Here is a 23,687-nt window from a genome sequence, read left to right as displayed (position 1 = left end):
GTGAAGGCGGACCGTTAAGACGCCATCGCATCAGTTGTTCCAGGAGCCCTGTCATGTCGCATAGAGATGCATTCTTCTCCCGCCCGCTTGCTGAATCCGATCCGGAAATTTTCGGTGCGATCGAGAAGGAGCTGGGTCGCCAACGTCACGAAATCGAATTGATCGCCTCGGAAAACATTGTTTCGCGCGCCGTTCTGGAAGCGCAGGGCTCGATCATGACGAACAAGTATGCTGAAGGCTATCCGGGCAAGCGCTACTACGGTGGCTGCCAGTTCGTTGACATCGCGGAAGAACTCGCCATCGAACGTGCCAAGAAGCTGTTCGGCGTCAACTTCGCCAACGTTCAGCCGAACTCCGGTTCGCAGATGAACCAGGCGGTGTTCCTCGCGCTGCTTCAGCCGGGTGATACCTTCATGGGTCTCGACCTGAATTCCGGCGGTCACTTGACCCACGGTTCGCCGGTCAACATGTCCGGCAAGTGGTTCAATGTCGTGTCTTACGGTGTTCGTGAAGAAGATCACCAGCTGGACATGGACGAAGTTGCCCGCAAGGCTGAAGAGCATAAGCCGAAGCTCATCATCGCCGGTGGTACCGCCTATTCCCGTATCTGGGACTGGAAGCGTTTCCGCGAAATCGCAGATTCCGTTGGCGCTTACTTGATGGTCGACATGGCGCATATCGCCGGTCTCGTGGCCGGTGGCGTTCATCCGTCGCCGTTCCCTCACTGCCATGTGGCCACAACGACGACGCACAAGTCTCTGCGCGGTCCGCGTGGCGGCATGATCCTGACGAATCATGAGGATCTGGCGAAGAAGTTCAATTCCGCCGTCTTCCCGGGTCTCCAGGGTGGTCCGCTGATGCACGTCATCGCTGCCAAGGCCGTTGCTTTCGGCGAGGCGCTTCAGCCGGAATTCAAGGATTATGCGGCGCAGGTCGTGAAGAACGCCAAGGCTCTGGCCGATACGCTGATCAAGCACAATCTCGATATCGTTTCCGGCGGCACAGACAACCATCTGATGCTGGTCGATCTTCGCAAGAAGAACGCCACCGGCAAGCGTGCAGAAGCAGCGCTTGGCCGCGCCTACATCACCTGCAACAAGAACGGTATTCCGTTCGACCCCGAGAAGCCTTTCGTGACATCCGGCGTTCGTCTTGGCACGCCGGCCGGTACCACGCGCGGCTTCAAGGAAGCAGAATTCACCGAAATCGGAAACCTGATTGTCGAAGTTCTCGACGGGCTGAAGGTTGCCAATTCGGATGAAGGCAATGCAGCCGTGGAAGAGGCAGTGCGCGGCAAGGTCGTCTCGCTGACGGAACGCTTCCCGATGTATCCGTATATGTAAGAGGCAACTGAGATGCGCTGCCCCTACTGCGGTTCCGAAGACACTCAGGTCAAGGATTCGCGCCCGGCGGAGGATTTCACCTCCATCCGTCGGCGGCGCATCTGCCCGGATTGCGGCGGTCGCTTCACGACATTCGAACGCGTACAACTGCGCGAACTGATGGTGGTGAAGAAGACCGGCCGCAAGGTTCCTTTTGATCGCAACAAGCTGGTGCGGTCGTTCCAGATCGCGCTTCGCAAGCGTCCTGTTGATGCCGATCGCATCGAGCGCGCCGTGTCTGGTATCGTCCGCCGCCTCGAAAGCTCTGGCGAGAGCGAAATCAGCTCCGAGCAGATTGGGCTTCAGGTTCTGGAAGCCTTGAAGAGCCTCGATGACGTAGCATTCGTGCGCTACGCGTCCGTCTACCGCGACTTCAGCCATGCGGATGACTTCGAAAAGGTCATCTCTGAAATCACAGCCAAGATCGGTCGTGATTCCACTGCGGAATCCTGATCCGTGTCGGCTTCGCCTGATGATCAGCGCTACATGGCGCAAGCCATCGCGCTGTCGCGAACGCACACCGGACAAACCGGCACCAACCCATCCGTCGGATGCCTTATCGTCAAGAATGGTGTGGTGATAGGGTCCGCCGTCACTGCCGTTGGTGGACGCCCCCATGCGGAAACACAAGCCCTGGCCATGGCCGGAGAGGCGGCGAGGGGTGCGGTGGCCTATGTCACCCTTGAGCCATGTTCTCATTATGGGCGCACACCCCCTTGCGCTAACGCGCTTGTCGAGGCGGGCATTGCGCGCGTTGTCGTCGGGTTGAAGGATCCTGATCCTCGCGTTTCCGGCAAGGGTCTTGCGATCTTGCAAAGTGCGGGCATCGAAGTGGTAACAGGTGTCTTGCAGGGTCAATCCTGTGATGCGCTTCGGGCCTACCTGATGCGGCAGATGAAGGCACGGCCCTATGTGACTCTGAAACTTGCGGTTTCCACCGATGGCATGATCGGTCGGAGAGGCGAGGGGCAGGTGGCTATTACCGGTCCCCTTTCTCGGCAGGAAGTGCACCGCATGCGTGCGGAAATGGACGGCATCCTGGTGGGGATAGGGACCGCCATCGCTGATGATCCGCAACTGGATGTCCGGATTGCAGGGCTGGAGCATCGCTCTCCGATCCGTATCGTGCTGGATCGTCATCTGCGGCTTCCGCTCGATGGCAAGCTGGTTGCAAGCGCGCAGCAAATTCCGGTGATCGCAGTTGGAGACCGGTTTGCCGAAACCGCACCGGCGTTGACCAAGGCCGGTGTTGAAATTCTGGATGTGCCCGATTTGCCAACCCTGTTGACGCTGCTTGCCGATCGAGGCCTGTCCTCGGTTCTGGTCGAAGGTGGCGCTACGGTTGCCAAGGCATTTCTGGATGCCGGGCTCGTCGACCGTATCGTGCTCTTTGAAGGCCCGTCAGCGATTGGCGAAGGCGGGATTGAATCTCCGCTCACGCATGACGACATACCGCAGGATTACAAGCCGGTTCGCCGATTGAACTTCGGCCCAGACCAGTGTTGCGAATACGAGAGGAAATTTGAATGTTCACAGGCATCGTAACAGACGTCGGATCGGTTTCCGCCCTCACGCCGCTGGATGAAGGCATTCGGTTGCGCGTGACCACAAGTTACGATCCTCGCACCATCGATATCGGCGCCTCGATTGCGCATGCGGGCGTGTGCTTGACGGTAACGAAGCTATCGGAAACCGACAGCAACGAGCGTTGGTATGAAGTTGAGGCCTGGGAAGAGGCGCTACGTCTGACCACGATCTCCTCATGGACGGTCGGGACACGCATCAATCTTGAGCGCGCCCTGAAAATTGGCGACGAGCTTGGTGGTCACATCGTCTCCGGCCACGTGGACGGAAAGGCCGAGATCCTATCCATCACGTCGGAAGGCGAGGCGGTGCGTATCCGTCTGAGGGCACCTCAGCAGTTCGCTCGCTTCGTCGCACCGAAGGGGTCCGTGGCGCTTGATGGAACCTCATTGACCGTGAATGCGGTTGACGGCACGGATTTCGATATTCTGCTGATACGCCACACACTCGAAGTCACCACCTGGGGCGATCGTAAAGCGGGCGATTTCGTCAATTTCGAGGTCGATACGATGGCGCGCTATGCAGCCCGTCTGGCGGAATTCCCGGCGAACAACTAGCCTCTGGCCGTTCACCAAAACCGAGGAAAATGCGCTTCGGCATCCATTCGCGCGTTCCGCGCATGGCTGACCCGTGGAAAATCACTTGCCATTCGACGCGTGGCATGGTTTGACGCGCCCAACTCCCAACATCTTATTTCGCAGAATTGCGACCAGGACGACCATGACCGATTCACACAAGCCTCACCTGTTGATTGTCGAAGCGCGCTTTTACGACGATTTCGCCGACGCGCTTCTGGATGGCGCAGTCAGTGCCCTGCAAGAGGCTGGCGCCACGTACGATCTGATCACTGTGCCTGGCGCGCTCGAAATTCCGCCTGCAATTGCCATGGCGCTTGATGCCGCGGAGCAGGGTGGCGTCAATTATGATGGCTTCATCGCGCTCGGCATGGTCATCCGTGGTGAGACCTATCATTTCGACATCGTGGCGAACGAATCTTCCCGTGCGCTGATGGATCTTGCCGTGTCGGAATCGCTGGCTATCGGCAATGGCATCCTGACCGTCGAGAATGATGAACAGGCCTGGGCACGTGTCCGCAAGTCGGACAAGGACAAGGGCGGTTTTGCTGCGCGTGCAGCTCTCACCATGATCGCGCTTCGTGAGAAACTGGGCGCCTGATCCATGTCTAAAGATCCTGCACAGCCTATCAAAACAGCAAACCAGCGCGGCGCCGCCCGTCTTGCTGCCGTTCAGGCCCTCTACCAGATGGATATTGGCGGCACTGGTGTCCTGGAAGTCGTTGCTGAATACGAAGAGCACCGTCTTGGTCAGGAACTCGATGGCGATACCTATCTGAAGGCGGACCCCTCTTGGTTTCGTGCGATCGTCGCCGGTGTCGTGCGCGATCAGTTGAAGATTGACCCGGTTATCGGTGCCGCGCTTCTGGATGGCTGGCCGTTGTCGCGCATCGATTCGACGCTCCGCGCGATCCTGCGCGCTGGCACGTTCGAAATCCTTGACCGGAAAGATGTCCCGGTCGCGGTCATCGTGACGGAATATGTCGAGATCGCACAGGCCTTCTTTGAAGGGGAAGAGCCCAAGATCGTCAATGCGGTTCTCGATCGCATTGCCAAGCAGGTTCGCGGCGAGAAGAAGTAGCAGGAACGGAAGCCATGGAAAACGCAGGCGGCACGGAACTGGACAGGCAGTTGGGTGCCGCCAAACGCAATGTTTTCCTGCTTGCGAGTGCGCAAGCGGTGCTCGGCTCGGCAGCCCCGCTTAGCATTTCCGTTGGCGCGTTGGCAGGCTACCAACTGCTCGGCGCTGACAAGTCTCTCGCGACGGCTCCGGTGACCGGCTTTAATGTCGGCACCGCACTCGGGGCAGTGGGCATCGCAATCCTGTCCCGTTTCCTTGGGCGCCAAGCCGCCTTCATGGTTGGAGCATTGTTGGGTGCCGTCGGTGGTGGTCTGGCGACCGCCGCACTCTTCCAAATGAATTTCTGGCTCTTCGCGATAGCGCTAATGCTGATTGGCATGAGCGGAGGCTTCACCCAGAAAATCCGTTTTGCAGCCGCAGATGCTTCCCCCTCTTACTTTAAGCCGAAGGCCATTTCGTGGATCTTGGGCGCTGGCATCGTGTCAGCAATCATCGGGCCGCAATTGGCAATCTGGGCGAAGGATATCTTCGCGCCGGTGACATTTGCCGGAACGTTTCTGGCTTTGCTGCCGCTTTGCGCAATCGCGCTCGTGATTCTGACCTTCCTGAAGCTGCCGCCCATGGCGAAAGCCGGAAGTGCGGATACTCCAGCGCGCCCGTTGATGGAGATCATCTCCAACCAGCGTTTCGCCACGGGAATGATTTGCGGCATAGGCTCCTATGCGCTTATGACCTTTGTGATGACCGGTGCGCCGCTGGCCATGGTCGTCGGTTGCGGTTTTCCAACGGAACTGGCCACCCTCGGCATCCAGTGGCACGTGATCGCCATGTTCGGTCCAAGCTTTTTCACCGGCATGATCATCGCGCGGGTTGGGGCTGAGAAGGTCGTTGCACTTGGTCTTTTCACGCTTATGGGCTGTGCTGTCATCGCGCACATGGGGATCGAACTCTGGAACTTCTGGGGCGCCCTGATCCTCCTCGGTATCGGCTGGAACTTCGGCTTCATCGGCTCCACGGCGATAGTTGCCTCCACTTACCGGCCACAAGAGGCAGACAAGGTGCAGGGCTTTCACGATATCTTCCTGTTCGGAACGGTTGCACTGTCTTCTTTCTCGTCCGGCAAGGTGTTTACCAATTACGGCTGGAGCTTCATGAACCTGTTCATCTGGCCAGTTTCCGTTCTCTGCCTCGTTCTGATCGTGATGCTGCTGATCCGCCAGAGGCGCGCGGCACCTGTTTGATCAGGTAAAACTGACATTTGCTCAGTCTTCAGTGTGCAGCTGGATGCTCGCACCGTTTATTCCTTGACGCAATTTATGAACGAACGCACTCTCGCGTCTAACTGTCGGGCCTATGTCCTTGGGAGGGGATCTGTCTGATGGTTCTCGCCGGCGCAATTCTTGTGGCCGGTCCATTGGGAGAGGAAATTCGTATGACAGTGATACTGGGAGTGATCGTCTGCGGGTTCTTGTCAGTGGCCTACGCTGTGTGGGCCACTCGGTCGGTTCTGGCGGCGGATCAGGGCAATCCCCGCATGCAGGAAATTGCCGGATATATTCGTGAAGGTGCGCAGGCTTACCTGACGCGTCAGTACATGACCATTGCCATTGTTGGCGTGGTCGTGACTTTGGGAACATGGTGGCTGCTGTCCGCGCTTGCGGCTATCGGCTTCGTCATCGGTGCTGTCCTGTCGGGTGCGGCAGGCTTTATCGGAATGCACGTCTCGGTTCGCGCCAATGTTCGCACGGCGCAGGCCTCGTCTCACAGCCTCGCGGCGGGTCTTGATATTGCCTTCAAGTCCGGCGCCATTACTGGAATGCTCGTGGCGGGCCTCGCCTTGCTGGGAGTGTCCATCTATTACGGTATCCTGACTTCCGGTCTCGGCCATGCGCCGGGTTCACGTGAAGTGATCGATGCTCTGGTTGCGCTTGGTTTTGGTGCCTCTCTCATCTCTATCTTCGCGCGCCTTGGCGGCGGCATTTTCACCAAGGGTGCCGATGTCGGGGGCGATCTCGTCGGCAAGGTCGAAGCGGGCATCCCGGAGGATGATCCGCGCAACCCGGCAACAATCGCTGACAACGTTGGGGACAATGTTGGCGATTGCGCTGGCATGGCGGCCGATCTTTTCGAAACCTACGCCGTCTCGGTCGTCGCAACCATGGTTCTGGCTGCCATCTTCTTTGCCGGCGCGCCCAACCTCGCCGCGATCATGGTCTATCCGCTGGCCATCTGCGCAGCCTGCATTCTCACATCGATCGTGGGAACATTCTTCGTCAAACTCGGTGCCAATGGCTCCATCATGGGCGCTCTTTACAAAGGCCTCATCGTAACAGGCGCTCTCTCCATCGTCGGCCTGGGTGCTGCAACGTCCTTCACGATAGGCTGGGGCGGTATCGGTACGGTTGCGGAGAAGCAGATAACCGGAACCAACCTGTTCTTCTGCGGTATCCTCGGTCTCGTCGTGACGGCTCTGATCGTGGTGATCACGGAGTACTACACGGGCACCAACAAGCGTCCGGTGAATTCCATCGCGCAGGCGTCGGTCACCGGCCACGGCACCAACGTGATCCAGGGCCTGGCAGTATCGCTCGAATCAACGGCGCTTCCGGCCATCGTCATCGTCGGCGGCATCATCACCACCTACCAGCTCGGCGGCCTTTTCGGCACCGGCATTGCCGTTACGGCCATGCTTGGTCTTGCCGGAATGATCGTGGCACTCGATGCGTTCGGCCCGGTGACCGATAATGCCGGCGGGATTGCCGAAATGGCAGGCCTTCCGCCGGAAGTGCGCAAATCCACCGATGCGCTCGACGCCGTCGGTAACACAACGAAGGCCGTGACCAAGGGGTACGCCATCGGCTCTGCCGGTCTCGGAGCGCTTGTGCTTTTTGCGGCCTATGCCAACGATCTGCAATACTTTGCAGCCAATGGTCAGAAATATCCGTACTTCGCGGATGTCGGTGCGATCTCCTTCAGTCTCGCCAATCCATACGTGGTTGCGGGCCTGATCTTCGGTGGTCTTATTCCCTACCTCTTCGGTGGGATGGCCATGACGGCTGTCGGAAAGGCAGGCAGCGCCGTTGTGGAAGAGGTGCGCAGGCAGTTCCGCGAAAAGCCGGGCATCATGCAGGGTACGGATCGCCCGGATTACGGACGAGCCGTCGATATGCTGACCAAGGCCGCAATCCGGGAAATGATCCTGCCTTCACTTCTGCCGGTTCTGGCGCCCATCATCGTCTACTTTGGCGTTCTCTTGATTTCGGGATCGAAGGCGTCGGCTTTTGCCGCACTCGGAGCGTCGCTGCTCGGCGTCATCATCAACGGACTTTTCGTCGCGATTTCCATGACCTCCGGTGGCGGTGCCTGGGACAATGCGAAGAAGAGCTTCGAGGATGGCTTCGTCGACAAGGATGGCACGCGCCATATGAAAGGATCGGATGCGCACAAGGCTTCCGTGACCGGCGATACCGTGGGGGACCCCTACAAGGACACGGCCGGCCCGGCAGTCAATCCGGCGATCAAGATCACCAATATCGTGGCCTTGCTGCTTTTGGCGATCCTAGCCGCATGAGTGACTGATCGATGATGAAAAGCCCGCGGCATCAGAAGATGCCGCGGGCTTTTGCCTGTGGAGTCGATTTCTGAGTTAGTTCCCGCCCAGTATGTTGCGAACGGCTGCGGCGCCGCTGCTGCCTGTGCCGCCGCCACCCGACAGGAGCTGCTGCAGGAATGTGAGGTCGCGACCGCCGGTAGGCGTTGTGCGGCTGATATTGTCGAACACCTTGCCATCCTGCAGCGTGTAGACCGCGCGTCGGGCAACGGTGCCTTCCTTGTTGAAATAGATGGCAACAATGGTCTGCTCTACCAGCTTCGGCTTCATGAAGGCAGCCGAGCGATGGCGCTTCTGCGAGATGTAATAGAAGACTTCGCCATCAAAGGTCGCGGTGGTGGAGGGCGTGCCCATGCTGAGCAGAACCTGTTCGCGGCTCGAACCCTCCGGAATGAGATCAAGCGAATCCTTGTCGAGAACATAGCCATTGTACATCGTCTGGCCGATGTCCATGCTGGTGCAGCCGGAAACGCCAAGCGCGAGTGCGACGGCGGCAACCGCAACTGTGCCCCTCAAATTCACGTCAGAACCAAACACGCGCTTCTTCAACACTTTGTCCTCATGTCTTCCTGCCGGTCAACGACAGCAAACCTGCTGCGATAGCATTGTGGCTATTCCGCGAAACCCGCAACGGCAATCGGCATTTTACAGCCATATTCTCGCGCGAAGCCTCGCCGATCGCGATCGCCATTGCAATTCGTGCCTGCTTCGGTAAACCACCTTTTGTTTCCATGCAACAAGGTGGCGCGCCTTCATTGGCTGCTTTGGCAGCAAAGAGTGTGATCACGTACAAAACATGATCGAGTCTCGAGCCCCATGATCTTCAATCTCTTCAAAAAGAAGAATAGCAACCGCGCAATTGTCGACCGCCAGTACGCAATATTGACATCTTCGGCCCGCATCCCCTTCTTCTATTCAGATCTGGATGTGCCGGATACCGTAATGGGTCGGTTCGAGATGCTGTCGCTGGTGATGATTCTCTTCTTCCGGCGAACATCCGGCTCAGGTCAGAGCGGCAAGGAACTGGCTCAGGAGATCATTGACGCGTTTTTTCAGGATATCGATCATTCCATCCGGGAGCTCGGTGTCGGCGATCAAAGCGTGCCCAAACGAATGAAGAAGTTTGCAGGCATGTTCTACGGTCGCGTTCAATCCTATGGGGAGGCTCTTCAGGCCGAGGATGGAGCGGCACTTGCCCAAGCATTGCGCCGGAACATCCACCCGGATATGAGTGAAGCACCTTCGATGGAAGGGCTGGCCGCCTGGGCGCTGAGGACGGAGAAGAGGCTGGCGGCGCTTTCGGACGATGATATTGCGCGGGGTGCCTTGCAGTTGCCCGTGCCAGGACAAGAGGACTTGCAGTGAAGACATCACCCGACGCCAGATCCAGACCGCCTTTTTCCTATGCGGTCAAGGTTGGGCATATTTCTGCCAATCCGGTGACAGTTCGAATTTCTGCAGACGAGCGTGAACGAGAAGGACTGGCAGAACTCTGGAAGGTTTCCTCCGTGGAAGAACTCAGCGCGGAAATGCAGATTGCCCGCTGGAAGAAGGATGGAGTCCGGGTTCGCGGCCACATCACTGCCCGTTTGACCCAGAGCTGCGTCGTGACGCTGGAGCCCGTCGAGAGCGTGGTATCGGAAGACTTCGAGCAGATCTTTGTGCCTGAAGGCTCCAAGCTTGCGCGTATGATGACAGGGGAAAGCGCTGAAATGGTACTGGACCCTGATGGTCCCGATCTGCCGGAGACATTCGAGGGCGACACGATCGATGCAGGCGCCACCGTTGCGGAAGTGGTTGCCCTTGGCATTGATCCCTATCCTCGAAAAGCTGGCATCGAATTCGCCGATCATATCGAGTCGGATCCAACAGCGAAGGACGACAAGCCAAACCCGTTTGCCGTCCTGAAGGACTGGAAAAAGAAGGAATAGCGTTTGCATTCGCTTGCGAATGAGTTGTATGGGGCGAATGAACCAAGATTTTGGCCGCGACACAGCCAGGCCGGCGGCAGAAGGACCAGGAACGCGTGATCAGAATTTCTCTTGATGCCATGGGCGGTGATTTCGGTCCTGCCGTGGTCATTCCAGGTGCAGCCAAGGCTCTGGAGCGCCATCCGGACATGGTTTTCGTCATGTACGGACTTCAGCAGGAATGCGAGCCAATTCTCGCCAAATTCCCGAAGCTGAAGGAAAAGACGACATTCCATCATTGCGATGTCGCAATCACGATGGACGAAAAGCCAAGCGCGGCGCTGCGGCGTGGTCGCTACGTTTCAAGCATGTGGCGCTCCATTGAGGCCGTGAAGTCCGGTGAGGCCGATGCCGTTGTGTCTGCCGGGAATACCGGCGCGCTGATGGCCATGGCAAAATTTTGCCTCCGGACGATGGAGAATATCGAACGCCCTGCGATTGCCGGTATCTGGCCGACGCTGAAGGGCGAAAGCATCGTTCTCGACATTGGCGCCACCATCGGTGCTGACGCGCAGCAGTTGCTGGACTTCTCGTTGATGGGCGGCGCCATGGCGCGCGCGCTGTTTGAAATCGAGAAGCCCACCGTCGGTTTGCTGAATGTCGGCGTGGAAGAGGTCAAGGGACAGGAAGAGGTCAAGGAAGCCGGGCGCATGCTGCGTGAGGCCAATCTGTCGACAATTTCCTACCACGGTTTCGTTGAAGGCGACGATATCGGCCGCGGCGTCGTGGATGTGGTGGTGACGGAAGGTTTTACCGGAAACATCGCTCTCAAGACGGCGGAAGGCACAGCCAAGCAGATGGCTGAATTGCTTCGCTCGGCAATGTCCCGCACACTGATGTCGAAGATCGGTTATCTGCTTGCAAAGGGTGCCTTTGACCGGTTGCGCGAGAAGATGGACCCGCGCAAGGTCAATGGCGGCGTGTTCCTCGGCTTGAACGGCATCGTCATCAAAAGTCACGGCGGAACGGATGCCGAAGGTTATGCGGCTGCCATCGATGTCGGCTACGACATGGTGCGGAATGCGTTGAACCAGAAGATCGTACAGGATTTGAAAACATATCATGCCCGCCGCCTGCCTCCTGCAGGCCCGGAAGAAGCGGCGTGACCAAAGGAATTTGCATCAGATGATTCGCTCTGTCGTCCGCGGCTTTGGTTCCGCACTGCCCCAACGCGTCGTCACGAACAAGGAAATGGAAAGCCTTGTCGAAACCTCCGACGACTGGATTGTCCAGCGCACCGGAATTCGCCAGCGTTACATTGCAGGCGAGGGAGAAACCACAGCGTCTCTCGGGGAAGCCGCGGCACGGGACGCCCTGCAGCGCGCAGGCCTTACGCCAGACGACATCGACCTCGTTATCGTTGCGACGTCCACGCCGGACAACACGTTTCCGGCAACTGCCGTCAATATTCAGAATCGCCTTGGTATGACCAAGGGCTACGCCTTCGACGTACAGGCTGTCTGCACGGGCTTCGTCTATGCCATGGCCACCGCCGACGCGCATCTGCGGGCAGGGATGGCGAAGCGTGCCCTGGTCATCGGGGCTGAAACCTTCTCCCGCATTCTGGACTGGACGGATCGCACAACCTGCGTTCTCTTCGGTGATGGCGCCGGTGCGCTGGTCCTGGAAGCGCAGGAACAGGAAGGCAAGGTGTCTGATCGCGGCGTTCTGACGTCTCATCTGCGTTCTGACGGATCGCACAAGGAAAAGCTTTACGTCGACGGCGGGCCGTCGACGACGGGCACAGTCGGTCATTTGCGGATGGAGGGCCGGGAGGTCTTCAAACACGCCGTCGGCATGATTACGGATGTTATCGTCGCTGCTTTTGAGGCGACCGGGACAACGGCTGAAGATCTGAACTGGCTTGTGCCCCATCAGGCGAATCGCAGAATCATCGATGGCTCAGCGAAAAAGCTTGGCATCCCTCTCGAAAAGGTTGTGGTGACAGTCGATCTGCATGGCAATACGTCGGCGGCATCCATCCCACTGGCCCTGTCTGTGGCCGCCAATGATGGCCGCATCAAGCAGGGCGATCTCGTGATGCTGGAGGCCATGGGCGGGGGCTTTACCTGGGGTGCTTTGCTGGTCCGTTGGTAGAAGCCGCAAGAGAGGCGCTTGACCCTAGGCATTAACGCACATAGTGTTTGAAAAAATTGATCAATACAGCTTCAGACGGGCGAGGATCATGGCTGGCAAAACAGTAACACGGGCAGATTTGGCAGAGTCGGTGTTTCGCAAGGTCGGCCTGTCCAGAACAGAATCCGCCGAGTTGGTGGAGACAGTGATCGACGAGATCTGCAACGCCATCGTACGGGGTGAGACGGTCAAGCTGTCTTCCTTCGCGACCTTCCAGGTTCGAGCCAAGAATGAGCGCATAGGTCGCAATCCGAAGACCGGGGAAGAGGTTCCAATTTCGCCCCGCCGGGTGATGACGTTCAAAGCATCGAACGTTTTGAAGCAGAGAATTCTGAAGTCTCACTTGTCACGCAAGGCGAAGCAGAAGCCTGCGAATCCAGCGTCTTGATCGCGCCAAAATCAAAACATTAAACTCTGTTGGTTCGCGACCACTGCACTTGATCCGATGATGCGGTGTCGCTGAAATGCATTATGACTGGATGCGTTGTCGTGATTCGGCACGACGGTTCCTCGGAGATATGTAAACGTGGATAAGAGCCCCGACGCGTTCCGCACGATCAGCGAAGTTGCGGATGATCTTGATCTTCCGCAGCACGTGTTGCGCTTCTGGGAAACCCGTTTTCCGCAAATCAAGCCCATGAAGAGGGGCGGCGGACGTCGCTACTACCGCCCGGAAGACATCGACCTCTTGAAGGGAATTCGCCATCTTCTCTACGATCATGGCTACACGATCAAGGGCGTCCAGAAGCTCCTGAAGTCCAACGGCAACAAGTTCGTAACAGCAATTGCCACGGGTGATATGGCAACCATGGAAGCCATCATGGCGGCCAACAGCGACCGGCATGAGGAGCCAAAGGGCCTCAGCCATGCAGATGAAGATCAATTGCTTGGCAAACCGAAAGCAAAACCCAGCGGTCGCTTCTTTGGCTTCGGTGGATCGAGTGATGACGAGGTCTCGATCGGCAAGAGCTCAATTGGCAAGGAAGACCGTGCCTTACTGCAGGAAGCGCTTTTTGATCTGCTTGAATGCAAACGGCTACTTGATCAGGTTCGCTGATATCCAAGCGTGCATAAGAGGTTCACAACCGGAATCGACAGTTTTCACAAGAGTGGCGAGTTACACTGTCGCTGGTCGCAACAAAGACAACTGAACGCGTCGACAAGGTCCGCCGTTTGATCGTCGCCATTGGGTGTTATTTTGCGCCGTTAAGCGCGAACCTTGGCCATTAATGCCATATTGTGCTGGCGGGCGTCTGCTTCAGCCTTCTTTGCAGCCAGTGGCATGCAAATCGTGAACAACACCAAGCCAAATACGAAAATCCGTCCCTGAAGCGCCATATCGACCTCGTCCCAATGTCGTCTGGATCTTCATAGTAGATTAAAATTAATCGAAACTGAAACACTAAAATGCATGCAGTGTGATCAAACTTTGATTGTCAATGTTACACAAGGATTTTATCACCGGCTTTATCCGTGTCTCAACAGCGGTTGGTGTAGCAATGTCTCTGCCGCCGGGAACGACGGTCGAGGATTCTGACCAGCGTCAGACTTGCTTGTCGCCGGGGGACTTTCCATCTGAGCTTCTGGAGCGTTCTTCAACGCGCTCTGCGCCTTTACGAAGCTGTGACCCCTTGAGGCTTTCCGTTCGCGTCTCTTCAGCTTTTGCGGATCTGTGCAATCCTGTTGCAGATTCGGTCGCAGTCGCTTTTGTCTTACCCTGGTCCGTCATGATGATCTCCTGTCTGGGGAAGCAAACCGGAGATGCAGCCGATTGTTCCCGCGCCATTGCGCAGGCAAACGTCTGTTGAGAAAGGAGAGGGCGAAGAGGATGAGAAAGCCAATGCTGGGGTAATGGCTTAAAAAGTTAAATGGTCGGGACGACTGGATTCGAACCAGCGACCCCTTGACCCCCAGTCAAGTGCGCTACCGGGCTGCGCTACGCCCCGACCCGCTTCCGAAGAAGCCTGATCTCCATACTGGCTTGCCGACTGCTTCGCAAGTCTAAACTGTCGAAATAACCAGTTCAGCGATAAAGTGGCGTCCGGCTGGCATTCATCAGAAGTTCCTGTTCGCTTGCGAAGGGACCAAGCAGCTTGAGCAGGCGATTTTCCTCCTGCGGATCAAGGCGATAGCGCTTGGCGAATTCGGCGACATTCCAGACTTTCCTCAGTCCGGATGTTTCGGTGAGATGCTGATCGACGTGCGTTGTCATGATTTCCCCCATCTGAATCTGACGCAACAACGATACTCGGCTCGACTTGTTCCAATGATCTATCCAAATGGTTGAAAAATAAAGTCCAAATTCAATGATGAGTGTAATAATACGCTAGCCGAGTTTTGGACCGCTCCGAGGAGACCTGTAGGGGGAGGAGCGATTCCAGCCACTAATCGTCGTTCGTCGAGTTCAGATTTTCCGGACGGGTTCCCTGATCAAGAGTTTGATCTCTCCATTGAATTCCCGGTCCAATGCCGGGATCGGCCTGTCCTCTCTCGAAGAAGACAATACCACGGCTTTCCAGAAACGCCCGAATCCGCTCTGACGCCTGAGGGTCCAGGTCACCACCGCCGCTTTCAGAGGCGATGATCTTGTGCGCATCCACGCCGGTAAAGCCGGCAATGTCTTCCATGGAAAGGTTTAGCGCTGCACGTGCAGCCCGCATTTGCTGAATGGTCATCATGCAAGATGAACTGGGGCAGGAGTGGGACTTTTCAAGCTATCCCGGCATTGGCAAGCGAACTTTGCCGTATCCGTTTTTGCCAGTTGTTTTCGAGCGCGAAACAGCCCCAAATGATCCCGAAAAGCATATAGACATGTCGCCAGTGATCGAGATCGATGACATTTCCGATCAACGCGTGACCTGCGAGGACAATCCAGGCGACCATCAGGAAGGGCTGCCAAGGCCGCTCCCGCAGCAGCGAGCGGAAGCCGATGTAGAGTGTCGACCATAGCAGGATGAGATAGCACACGAAGCCCAGCCAACCGTAGGTCGTCAGGGTCTTGAGCCAAATGTTGTGCTCATCTTCGCCAAACATCTTGCCAAGCACCATGGGCCCCATGCCGAGGGGCCGTTCCATCGCCATCAGGAAGCCGATCTTGTGACGTTCGAAGCGGCCCAGTCTTGCTCCGTCATACTCCTGAACGAGCTTGGCGCGGTTCATGAACAGGTCGGATACCTTCTTCGATTGCATCGCACCGGCAATCGCCATCATCAGAATAACGACTGCTGTCAGGCTCAACGTGAAGATCTTCATGCGAAATGCCGCTGTGCGTTCCTTGAGAAGCATCACGACGATCAAGGCAATGGCAGCAAAAGCGAACAGACCCCAGGCTGCACGCGAAAAGGATAGAAAGATTCCAAGCGCCAGAATCAAAATGCCCGGAACGTAGAAAACAGCACGGCTCAATCGGGTCGTGAGCAGCCGATACATCAGGTAGATTGCCGGTGCCACCAGATAGGGGCCGAAGACGTTGGGATCCTGAAAGGCACCCATAGCTCGGTCATAGCGTGTGAAAACTTCCGCTCCAGGAAAGGCGTGGAAGTAGCCAAGGATGCCGAGGAGGGCGGTAATAACAGCGCCCGCCACCCAGGCCCTGAAGATCAGCAGAAGGCGATGGTGCCCGTCTTCGATGATGGCGGCATAAAATACCGAGGTAAGAGCCAGAAACGTTGAGACCGCCATGTAAAGCGGCGCCCCGGTCATGTCGTTCATGACGGTCAGCGAAAACATACCGCCGATATTGAACAAGAGCATCAGCACGAGCAGCGGAGCGACCGATCGCGAAATCTTGAGGCCGAGCAGAAACCAGATCGCAATCTGCACGGCCAGCATCACTTCGTAGGGAGCTGGCTCACGAATGACGAAGCCCGAGAGAAAAACACCAAAGGCAACCATGGCGGACCCGATGATGCGCAGGGCCGCCATTTGTGGGTTGAATGGCTTGGCAGAAACCGGGGCCTCGAACGCGACGCTCAATACGCATTCTCCGTGTTCAGCAGCCTGATGGGCGTCAGGAACAGGATCTTGAGGTCGAGCCAAAGCGACCAGTTCTCGATGTAGTCGAGATCAAAAGCGATGCGGGCCTTGATTTTTTCGTCGCTGTCGAGCTCCCCGCGCAGGCCATTGATCTGCGCCCAACCCGTTACGCCAGGCTTGACCCGGTGACGGGCGAAATAGCTTTCGACCACATCGACATATTTCCTGTCGCCGGTCTGGGCCTGGACCGCATGCGGTCGCGGCCCAACGAGGGAAAGTTCACCGCGCAGCACATTGAACAATTGCGGAAGTTCATCCAGCGACGACTTGCGAATAAAGCGCCCCACAGGTGTCACACGCGGATCGTGCTTCGTCACCGCCTTCTTCGCAGTGGGATCGCTCTGCTCGGTATACATGGAGCGGAACTTCAGGACGTTGATGACCTCATTGTTGAAACCATGGCGCTTCTGAATGAAGAGCGCGGGGCCCTTTGAGGTTGCTTTAACAGCAATGGCACAGCCGATCATGATCGGCCAGCACAGCAACAATGCGAGGCTTGAAAAGAAGATGTCGAAGGCGCGTTTTGAAACCGAGTCCCAGTCCCGAAGCGGTTTGTCGAAGATGTCGAGCATCGGCACGGCGCCGACGTGACTATAGGCGCGGGGACGGAAACGAAGCTGGTGTGCGTGTGCGGCGAGGCGAATATCGACCGGCAGAACCCAGAGCTTCTTCAGCAGTTGGAGGATTCTCTGTTCTGCGGATGCCGGTAGCGCGATGATCAACATGTCGATCCGCGCGAGGCGGGCAAAGGTAACCAACTCGCCGAATGTCCCAAGCTTTGGATAGCCGGCGACCAGATCCGGCGAGCGGGCGCTGCCACGATCATCAAAGATACCACAGATGCGGATGTCGTTTTCAGGCTGCGCTTCGAGCGCGCGCACAAGATCCTTCGCTGGCTGGCCGCCGCCAACGATCACAGCGCGACGCTCCATGATGCCGTTGCGTGCCCAATGCCGAATGGCAATCGCCATCAGATAGCGCACCGCAATCATGGCTGCAGTGCCAAACACCCACCACGCAAACGTATGCACATCAGGCGTGTAGGACAGCAGAAGCCAGTTCAAAAGCCCAACGGCACCCCAACCAAGGCTCCAGCAAATGACGACGCGGACGACCATGCGTCGAGGCATTCGCAATGAGGGAATTTGGTAGGTATCCGCAATTTGCAGGCTCAGTATCATCAGACCGGCTGCAAATACGGAAGTGAAGAACTGGATGATGAGCGATTCCAGATCCCGGTTGTCGCTGAGGTAATGGGCGAGAAGACTGATGAGGACAACGACCATGCCTTCCAGAAGTCGGAACTTGCCGATGAGCATGGATGGTGTGGTATTCGTGTCACGAAACTGCTCGGCAATTTGCTGTGCAAAATCGTTCAACTGGGCTGGAGGCTCTTCCTGCCCGGTTTCAGATCGGCTTTGGATCTCGGAAACCTGTCGACGCAATGCCTCGACGTCGAATTCCTGCTTTCCTGCCGGCTCGCTCATTGCTCGGATCCCATTGATCGCAAACGCGCCCAGGCACCGCCTGTTTCATTCTGCGCATTGCCGAGCATTAGCAGCAAGATGCTAAGAAAGTTTTGAACCTTTGGTTAGAGTATCTTGATATAGCTCGAGCATGGAAGACGCCATCGCATCGGCTGAAAAGCGGGCGCGAAACTGTTCGGGCAGCGGCATTACCCGTTCTCGCCATCCGTTCTCGCTTCTTGATTCAACCATCAAGCGCGCCAGATCCTCTGCACTTCCGGGTATGGCAAGGGCGCGGCTCTGCTCGCCAAGAATTTCCGGAATGCCGCCGACCCTGCTGGCAAGCACAACTTTGCCGGCGGCGAGAGCCTCAAGAACGATATAGGGCATCGCTTCGGCACGGGATGGCACCACGACGATGTCCGCCATCGAAAATGCAGCCGCAGCCGGCATCGCATTGTCCATCGAGATGCGGTCCGACAGCCCTCTTCCACGGATGGTCCGGATATAGGTTTCCTTGTCGGGTCCGTCGCCGACCATTGCAGCGGACAGGCGTCGTCCGAGCATTTTCTCGGCCAGCTCGAACGCAGTGATGAAGACATCTGGACCTTTGAGATCCCGCATCATCCCGATGTACAGGAAATCTGCCCCGTTCGGCACAGTCGCAATCGGTTTAAACTCGGTGTCGTCGATCCCGTTATAGATTACTTTACCGGCGACACGGGGCCTGCCTACCTTCTGCTCGTAGACGCGCCGCTCGTAGTCACAGACGAAGACCAAGCCGTCGGTGAAGTACTCCTGCATGCGCTCCAACCACATGACCGCCTTGCCGGAAAGGCGCTTTTCATCATAGTGCAGACTGCCGCCGTGAGGCGAATAGAAGCGGGCTACGCGATACCTGTTGACCCGCAGGGCTGAGCCGATGAGACGGGCAAGGACGCCACCTTTGGCGCCATGTCCATGCAGAACATCCGGCTGCAAGCTCTTGATATGTTTGTAACTGTCATAAAGTGCGAGAAGATCTCCCGGCGACACTGACCGCTGGATGGGCAAGCGCATCAATCCCAGTGCCAGTTTTGGTTTGATCCGATCGAACAGGGCCTCCTCATGTGCTCCGCCTGTCGAACTGTCACAGAGGATGCCGATCTGATGACCAGCCTCCGAATGCGCGTCTACCAGATCGCGCACATGCCGAAAGATGCCGCCGACGGGCGACCTGAAGCAGTGAATGATGCGGAGCGGTCGTGACGCAGCCATATGATCAGAAGAGACGTTCTTTGACGTAGATAGTGTCTCCAGCCAGGATCGGCGCAGAGATGGTCGTCTTGCCAGTCAGGATCTGTCCGTTGATCTTGCGCGTGACGTCAATTTCGCGCTGGTTGCCGCGGGGCGTAAAGCCTCCGGCAATGGCAATGGCGTTCTGCGCCGTCATTCCAGGAACGTAAGAATATTGTCCGGGGCGACCAACTTCACCCATCACGAAAACCGGGCGATAGCGGTCGACTTCGATGGATACATCGGGATCGCGCAGATAGCCTTGCTTGAGTTTTGCCGCGATGGCTCCGGAAAGTCCGCTTAGTGTCTGGCCGCGTGCTGTTACCTGACCGACGAGCGGGAAGGAGATGTAACCGGCCTGGTCGACAGTGTAGGTGTTGGAGAGGCTAGGCTGCTCAAAAACGGTCACACGCAGGCGATCACCACTATCCAGGCGATAAGGCTGGATAGTGGCCTCGTGAAATGCCTTGGGCGCAGGTGCATAGGAGGTGCATCCGGCAAGCGTGGTTGCAGAAAGGGCTGCAAGCGCCAGAGCTACAACTGATTTAAAACGGGCGAACTCCATCCGCGCGAACTCCGCTGGAAGAAACTGATGGCCCGTTATGGAACTGTTAGGGTTAATGTCTGGTAAAAGTGTCCACGGCCAGCCCTGATTTGACGTAGATTCGTGCATTCGTATGAGCTTTCGAACGTTAACCGGACGCTTACCATAGTCCTTTACGCTCGCGCCCAAATGAAATCGTGGAGTGCGCAATGTCTGGCGTAAGCGGAAATCAGGACGCAGATATCGACATCGGCCAGTTGATGAGCGCGGTGTGGGAACGCCGCATGCGAATTCTGGCCACGACGATCCTGGCCGGTGGCATTGCTCTGGCAATTGCCGGCACCATGACGCCAGCCTACAAGGCTGAAACGCGCCTGCTGATCGAAACGCGAGAAAACTCCGTGGCAGGTCGCGAAACGCAAGGCGCCTCCGAACCGGTGCTCGATCAATACAATATCGTGAGCCAGGCGCAGATCCTGCAGTCAGCGGATCTCATCAAGGCGGTCGCAAGAGATCTGAAGCTGGCCGATCTCAAGGAGTTCGATCCGGAAGCGCATTCCTTCCTGTCCGGGCCACTCGTTGCGATAGGTATGAAGTCCAATCCGATGGACACGGCACCCGAGGAGAGGGTGCTGAAAGCATTCCGAGAGAAGTTGCAGGTCTACCCGGTCGAAGGCTCACGCATCATCGCAATCGAGTTTTCGTCGCAAGACCCCAAGCTGGCGGCTGCTGTGCCTAACCGGATGGCAGATCTTTATCTCTCCATGCAGAGCGGCGCGAAGATCGATACGCATACTGAGACCACTCGTTGGCTGGAGCCGGAAATCCAGGCTCTGCGAACAAAAGTTCAGGAGGCCGAAAAAAAGGTCGCGGATTATCGAACATCGGCTGGCCTGTTTCGCTCCTCGGATAACACCAGTTTCTCAGAGCGCCAGTTGAACGATATCTCCACTGAGATCGCAAGGGTGCGAACTGAGAAGGCAACCGCGGAAGCCAAGGCTCAGAACGTCAAGCGGGCGCTGGATGCTGGAACTGGCTACGATACGTTGAATGATGTCATCGCTTCGCCGATGATTCAGCGGCTGAAGGAAACCGAAGCCAACCTTCAGGCGCAGATTGCCGATCTTTCGATTTCCATGATGGACGGACATCCCCGCCTGCGTGGACTGAAGGCGCAATTGGCGGGAATTCGCCAACAGATCCAGGCTGAGACCCGAAAAATTCTTGCGGCAGCCGAAAGTGAAGCGCAGGTTGCAAACGCGCGTGAAGTTCAGTTGAATCAGCAACTGACCACGATTAAGGCGGATTCTGCCCGTGCAGGCGAAGAAGAGGTTGGCCTACGCGCCCTGGAGCGTGAAGCGGCGGCACAACGGCAGTTGCTTGAAAGCTATCTCTCCAGATACCGCGAAGCTGCATCGCGCGCAGATCGGGCGGCAACGCCAGCCGATGCTCGCGTGATTTCAACCGCTGTAGAGCCGTCCGAACCCTATTTCCCCAAGGTCGTGCCGATCACCATTGTCGTGGCGCTGGCCACACTCATATTGTATGCGCTTGGCATTGTCGTTGCGGCTCTCTTTAGCGGGCGTGGCCTTCGCCCTGCCGCAACCAGCAACGAAGACCTTGTTGTGGTTCGGTCGACAAAACCTGTCGATACTCATGCAAGGGTCGAATTGCCCGATACAGCAATGAATTCGGCACACGCTTCCTCTTTCGAACAGTCAGGCGAGCAGCCCCTTGTCGTCCGGAAAAAGACGACAACCGAGATTGAAGCGATCAACGAAAAGCCCGACGATACATCGGTGCGAACCTTCAGTGCTCTGGCCAAACTGCGCGCGCGCTCCGCCGTGGCGAAGGAGGACAGTGACGAGAAGGTGATAGTGACGCCCGCACCCCAGCCCTCAAAGTCTGTTTCTGACGCGGCAGATGCCGTTTCTATAGACGAGATGCGCACGGACCCCTTCCGGGAGCTCAAGGAGTCGCTGTCTTCAAAGTCTGGCGACGAGGTAGAGATTCAAGAAGCCGCGCGAGATGAGATGAGCGTTGCAGCAACTGTTTCGAATTCGGTGGAGCCACCGAAGCAGGATCAGGAAGAACCTGTTGAGGTTTTGTCCCTGAGCGTTGAAAACGTTCGTGATCTGTTGACGCGCACAGGTCTCCCTATGGCAATCAGCGTATCGCCAACCGGCGACGATGGTTCCACGGCGACGGTGCTGCTGGCGCGCGAGATCGCAGAAATGGGTCGCAGTGTGGTGCTCATCGATATGTCAGGCTCCGCATGTCCGACCCGACTGATGGCACACAATGCCCAACTTCCCGGCATCACGGACCTTCTCTGTGGCACGACGCCGTTTGGTGAGACCATTCATCCCGATCGTCTGTCCGATGCTCACATCATCCCGCAGGGCGGCGCTGATCCCGCCCAGGCCATGCGCGGTGCTGACAGGCTGGGGATGATTTTCGATGCCCTGACCGGCGCCTATGACATTGTGATTATCGAATGCGGGCGGGCAGAGCCTCGCAGCCTCGCTCGGCTGACGAAGAACAACCCGATGCAGATCGTTCTGTCGCTGGCAGGCGCAGGAGACGAAATCATCGCAAGCCAACTCGAGGCATTCCGGAAGGCCGGTTACGGCGATGCACTTGCGATGACTGCGAGCGTGACCGACAACCCGGAAAATCGCGGGCGGCACGCGGCCTGATAATCCTGAGATCCAGAAATGATACGACTGGATCACATCGTACCGTTATAAAGCAGAGCCCGCTGGCGCGTGTAGTGTCAGCGGGTTTTCAGCCTTCTGGGGAGGCAATCTTTGAGGCTCTGATTCGCTGTAGCAGACGGTAGATGGTCTGACTGCGTTTCAGCCGCGATTTTAGGCGGATCTGCGCCTGCCTTGCGATGGCTGCCAGATGGCCTCGACCGGAAATCGGAACCATCAGATCATAGTGCACCGTTTCTACCGGGCACCAACTGCGTTTGTAGAGTTGATCACCCAGTCCAAAATCGAAAAGTTTCGCGCCCGTGCTGCAAGCATTTTCGATGACATGCCAGAACAGCAGTTCACCCGGGCTCGTTTCCGGCACGCGACTCTCATCAATCGAACCGAATTGGCAGATTATGTGATTGCCCTTACGCGTCAGGCCGCAGATTGCTGGGATTGCGCGGTCGCCACCCGACGTTAGCTTGATTGCTGAAAGCCTTAAGGGATAGTTTTCTGCATCGGCGGGCTCATCAAGAAGCGCATGAAAAAAATGCTGTATGGAAGCGCTGGCAAAGACATCCGGCAATCCCTGGGACCGGAAGCGTTCGCGCTTTTGTTCAAAGAAAAGGTCGAGAAGTTCGTGTTGCTCACCTGCGTGCTCAGGCGTGCAGACCTCATACCCTCCAAGTTCGCTGATCCGTCGCGTCTGTTGGCGAAACTTCTTGCGCCTGCGCTTGGCGTTGATCTGCGCCAGGGTCTCGTCAAACGATCCGAGAAGCGGCAATTGGAAGGAATGGTTGACATGCTCTACGGCTGAAAGTCGGTGCAAGGGCAGTCTGGCACCCTGCCATTCCTTCGGGATCGCACGCATGTGCAAAACGTCAACGTGCTCAGACAAAGCGCTTTTGATCTGTGCGATACAGTGCACCAACGCCGATTCCGAGAAGTCGCAACCTGCCGCGAACAGGCCAGTGTTTATGTTGTTGAACGAACCGCCGGGAAAGCCAGCGGACCGAATGCCGTGGCTGGAGGTAACTGCAAGCGGTAAAACGAACAGGGGCTTTCCCATGTCAGAGCCCAACAGGAAGAGCGGCTTGTCGGCTTGCGTCGCATACCAGGCCTTGCACCACTCAATAGACTGGTGCGGACTGTTCCATGCGATCTGCTGCAGGTCCCGCCACGCATCCACAACCTGCTCGATTTCCTGATGAAGGCTTACGACCAGACCATGGTCTTTCGCTGCGTCCGCAGCGCAGTTGTCCTGATCTATCCGTGCCGTCACTGCGCTCATGGCAAATCCGTCCATCTGAAGGTGGCGGCCCAAGCTTTA

25 protein-coding genes and 1 tRNA gene are annotated in these 23,687 nt (G+C 57.1%); 15 read left to right on the top strand and 11 right to left on the bottom strand.

Annotated features, from left to right (window positions below):
• Positions 1-53 precede the first annotated feature (53 nt).
• The 8 genes from glyA (at position 54) to ASD54_RS00550 (ending at position 8,193) form a co-directional block, all read left to right on the top strand.
• Positions 54-1,343, top strand: a complete 1,290-nt coding sequence (gene glyA / locus ASD54_RS00585; protein WP_062552672.1) for a serine hydroxymethyltransferase — start codon at positions 54-56, stop codon at positions 1,341-1,343.
• A gap of 12 nt (positions 1,344-1,355) precedes the next feature.
• Positions 1,356-1,835, top strand: coding sequence for a transcriptional regulator NrdR (gene nrdR / locus ASD54_RS00580; RefSeq protein WP_062552671.1), 480 nt, complete (start codon positions 1,356-1,358; stop codon positions 1,833-1,835).
• A gap of 3 nt (positions 1,836-1,838) precedes the next feature.
• Positions 1,839-2,927, top strand: coding sequence for a bifunctional diaminohydroxyphosphoribosylaminopyrimidine deaminase/5-amino-6-(5-phosphoribosylamino)uracil reductase RibD (ribD, locus tag ASD54_RS00575; protein WP_062552670.1), 1,089 nt, complete (start codon positions 1,839-1,841; stop codon positions 2,925-2,927).
• Positions 2,909-3,523, top strand: a complete 615-nt coding sequence (locus tag ASD54_RS00570) for a riboflavin synthase (RefSeq protein WP_062552669.1) — start codon at positions 2,909-2,911, stop codon at positions 3,521-3,523. Before ribD ends, ASD54_RS00570 begins: the two co-directional genes overlap by 19 nt.
• Positions 3,524-3,686: 163 nt before the next feature.
• Entirely contained in the window at positions 3,687-4,142 is a 456-nt protein-coding gene (gene ribH, locus ASD54_RS00565) for a 6,7-dimethyl-8-ribityllumazine synthase (protein ID WP_062552668.1), read from the top strand.
• 3 nt (positions 4,143-4,145) lie between these two features.
• A complete protein-coding gene (gene nusB, locus ASD54_RS00560; protein ID WP_062552667.1) occupies positions 4,146-4,622 on the top strand; it encodes a transcription antitermination factor NusB in 477 nt (158 codons plus the stop codon).
• Positions 4,623-4,636: 14 nt separating this feature from the next.
• A complete protein-coding gene (locus ASD54_RS00555) occupies positions 4,637-5,863 on the top strand; it encodes an MFS transporter (RefSeq protein ID WP_062552666.1) in 1,227 nt (408 codons plus the stop codon).
• Positions 5,864-6,054: 191 nt separating this feature from the next.
• Positions 6,055-8,193 (top strand): sodium-translocating pyrophosphatase, encoded by a 2,139-nt coding sequence (locus ASD54_RS00550; protein ID WP_062553195.1) that lies wholly within the window; start codon positions 6,055-6,057, stop codon positions 8,191-8,193.
• A 75-nt stretch (positions 8,194-8,268) separates the two neighbouring features.
• On the opposite strand, the gene ASD54_RS00545 is transcribed toward ASD54_RS00550, so the two are convergent.
• Positions 8,269-8,781 (bottom strand): outer membrane protein assembly factor BamE, encoded by a 513-nt coding sequence (locus ASD54_RS00545; protein WP_082547003.1) that lies wholly within the window; start codon positions 8,779-8,781, stop codon positions 8,269-8,271.
• Positions 8,782-8,791: 10 nt separating this feature from the next.
• The gene (locus tag ASD54_RS26365; protein ID WP_156378998.1) at positions 8,792-9,019 is read right to left on the bottom strand and encodes a hypothetical protein; all 228 of its coding nucleotides are present in this window, start codon (positions 9,017-9,019) and stop codon (positions 8,792-8,794) included.
• A 29-nt stretch (positions 9,020-9,048) separates the two neighbouring features.
• On the opposite strand from ASD54_RS26365, the gene ASD54_RS00540 reads away from it, so the two are divergent.
• The 6 genes from ASD54_RS00540 (at position 9,049) to ASD54_RS00515 (ending at position 13,395) form a co-directional block, all read left to right on the top strand.
• Positions 9,049-9,597: a ubiquinol-cytochrome C chaperone family protein gene (locus ASD54_RS00540; RefSeq protein ID WP_062552664.1), complete on the top strand. Its 549-nt coding sequence runs from the start codon at positions 9,049-9,051 to the stop codon at positions 9,595-9,597.
• Complete coding sequence (locus ASD54_RS00535; RefSeq protein ID WP_062552663.1) at positions 9,594-10,163, top strand: DUF177 domain-containing protein; 570 nt, start codon at positions 9,594-9,596, stop codon at positions 10,161-10,163. The genes ASD54_RS00540 and ASD54_RS00535 overlap by 4 nt, the downstream gene beginning before the upstream one ends.
• 95 nt (positions 10,164-10,258) lie before the next feature.
• Positions 10,259-11,308 carry a phosphate acyltransferase PlsX gene (plsX, locus tag ASD54_RS00530; RefSeq protein WP_062553194.1) on the top strand — a complete coding sequence of 350 codons (1,050 nt, stop codon included), beginning with the start codon at positions 10,259-10,261 and terminating at the stop codon, positions 11,306-11,308.
• Between the two features lie 19 nt (positions 11,309-11,327).
• On the top strand, positions 11,328-12,299 hold the full coding sequence (locus tag ASD54_RS00525) for a beta-ketoacyl-ACP synthase III (protein ID WP_062553193.1): 972 nt from the start codon (positions 11,328-11,330) through the stop codon (positions 12,297-12,299).
• A gap of 85 nt (positions 12,300-12,384) precedes the next feature.
• The gene (locus ASD54_RS00520; protein WP_312223053.1) at positions 12,385-12,726 is read left to right on the top strand and encodes an integration host factor subunit alpha; all 342 of its coding nucleotides are present in this window, start codon (positions 12,385-12,387) and stop codon (positions 12,724-12,726) included.
• A 138-nt stretch (positions 12,727-12,864) separates the two neighbouring features.
• Positions 12,865-13,395, top strand: coding sequence for a MerR family transcriptional regulator (locus tag ASD54_RS00515; protein WP_062552661.1), 531 nt, complete (start codon positions 12,865-12,867; stop codon positions 13,393-13,395).
• Between the two features lie 486 nt (positions 13,396-13,881).
• Here the strand turns inward: ASD54_RS00515 and ASD54_RS27110 are convergent, their stop codons facing one another.
• The 8 genes from ASD54_RS27110 to ASD54_RS00480 form a co-directional block, all read right to left on the bottom strand.
• Positions 13,882-14,067 (bottom strand): hypothetical protein, encoded by a 186-nt coding sequence (locus tag ASD54_RS27110; protein ID WP_082547002.1) that lies wholly within the window; start codon positions 14,065-14,067, stop codon positions 13,882-13,884.
• 140 nt (positions 14,068-14,207) lie between these two features.
• Positions 14,208-14,284, bottom strand: a tRNA-Pro gene (locus ASD54_RS00510).
• Between the two features lie 77 nt (positions 14,285-14,361).
• Positions 14,362-14,550, bottom strand: a complete 189-nt coding sequence (locus tag ASD54_RS00505; RefSeq protein WP_062553192.1) for a hypothetical protein — start codon at positions 14,548-14,550, stop codon at positions 14,362-14,364.
• A gap of 172 nt (positions 14,551-14,722) precedes the next feature.
• On the bottom strand, positions 14,723-15,013 hold the full coding sequence (locus ASD54_RS00500) for a DNA-binding protein (RefSeq protein ID WP_156378997.1): 291 nt from the start codon (positions 15,011-15,013) through the stop codon (positions 14,723-14,725).
• Positions 15,014-15,047: 34 nt separating this feature from the next.
• On the bottom strand, positions 15,048-16,262 hold the full coding sequence (locus tag ASD54_RS00495; RefSeq protein ID WP_062553191.1) for an O-antigen ligase family protein: 1,215 nt from the start codon (positions 16,260-16,262) through the stop codon (positions 15,048-15,050).
• A gap of 47 nt (positions 16,263-16,309) precedes the next feature.
• The gene (locus tag ASD54_RS00490; protein ID WP_062552659.1) at positions 16,310-17,860 is read right to left on the bottom strand and encodes an undecaprenyl-phosphate glucose phosphotransferase; all 1,551 of its coding nucleotides are present in this window, start codon (positions 17,858-17,860) and stop codon (positions 16,310-16,312) included.
• Between the two features lie 81 nt (positions 17,861-17,941).
• Positions 17,942-19,096: a glycosyltransferase family 4 protein gene (locus ASD54_RS00485; protein WP_062552658.1), complete on the bottom strand. Its 1,155-nt coding sequence runs from the start codon at positions 19,094-19,096 to the stop codon at positions 17,942-17,944.
• 4 nt (positions 19,097-19,100) lie between these two features.
• The gene (locus ASD54_RS00480; RefSeq protein WP_062552657.1) at positions 19,101-19,679 is read right to left on the bottom strand and encodes a polysaccharide biosynthesis/export family protein; all 579 of its coding nucleotides are present in this window, start codon (positions 19,677-19,679) and stop codon (positions 19,101-19,103) included.
• Between the two features lie 188 nt (positions 19,680-19,867).
• On the opposite strand from ASD54_RS00480, the gene ASD54_RS00475 reads away from it, so the two are divergent.
• Positions 19,868-22,357 (top strand): exopolysaccharide transport family protein, encoded by a 2,490-nt coding sequence (locus ASD54_RS00475; protein WP_062552656.1) that lies wholly within the window; start codon positions 19,868-19,870, stop codon positions 22,355-22,357.
• Between the two features lie 88 nt (positions 22,358-22,445).
• Here the strand turns inward: ASD54_RS00475 and ASD54_RS00470 are convergent, their stop codons facing one another.
• Positions 22,446-23,648: a GNAT family N-acetyltransferase gene (locus ASD54_RS00470; protein ID WP_062552655.1), complete on the bottom strand. Its 1,203-nt coding sequence runs from the start codon at positions 23,646-23,648 to the stop codon at positions 22,446-22,448.
• Between the last annotated feature and the right edge of the window lie 39 nt (positions 23,649-23,687).

Source organism: Rhizobium sp. Root149 (assembly GCF_001427345.1).
GTDB classification, from domain to species: domain Bacteria; phylum Pseudomonadota; class Alphaproteobacteria; order Rhizobiales; family Rhizobiaceae; genus Neorhizobium; species Neorhizobium rhizoryzae.
The sequence above is the reverse complement of the archived record's forward strand: the minus strand, read 5'-3'. Positions and strand labels throughout refer to the sequence as shown.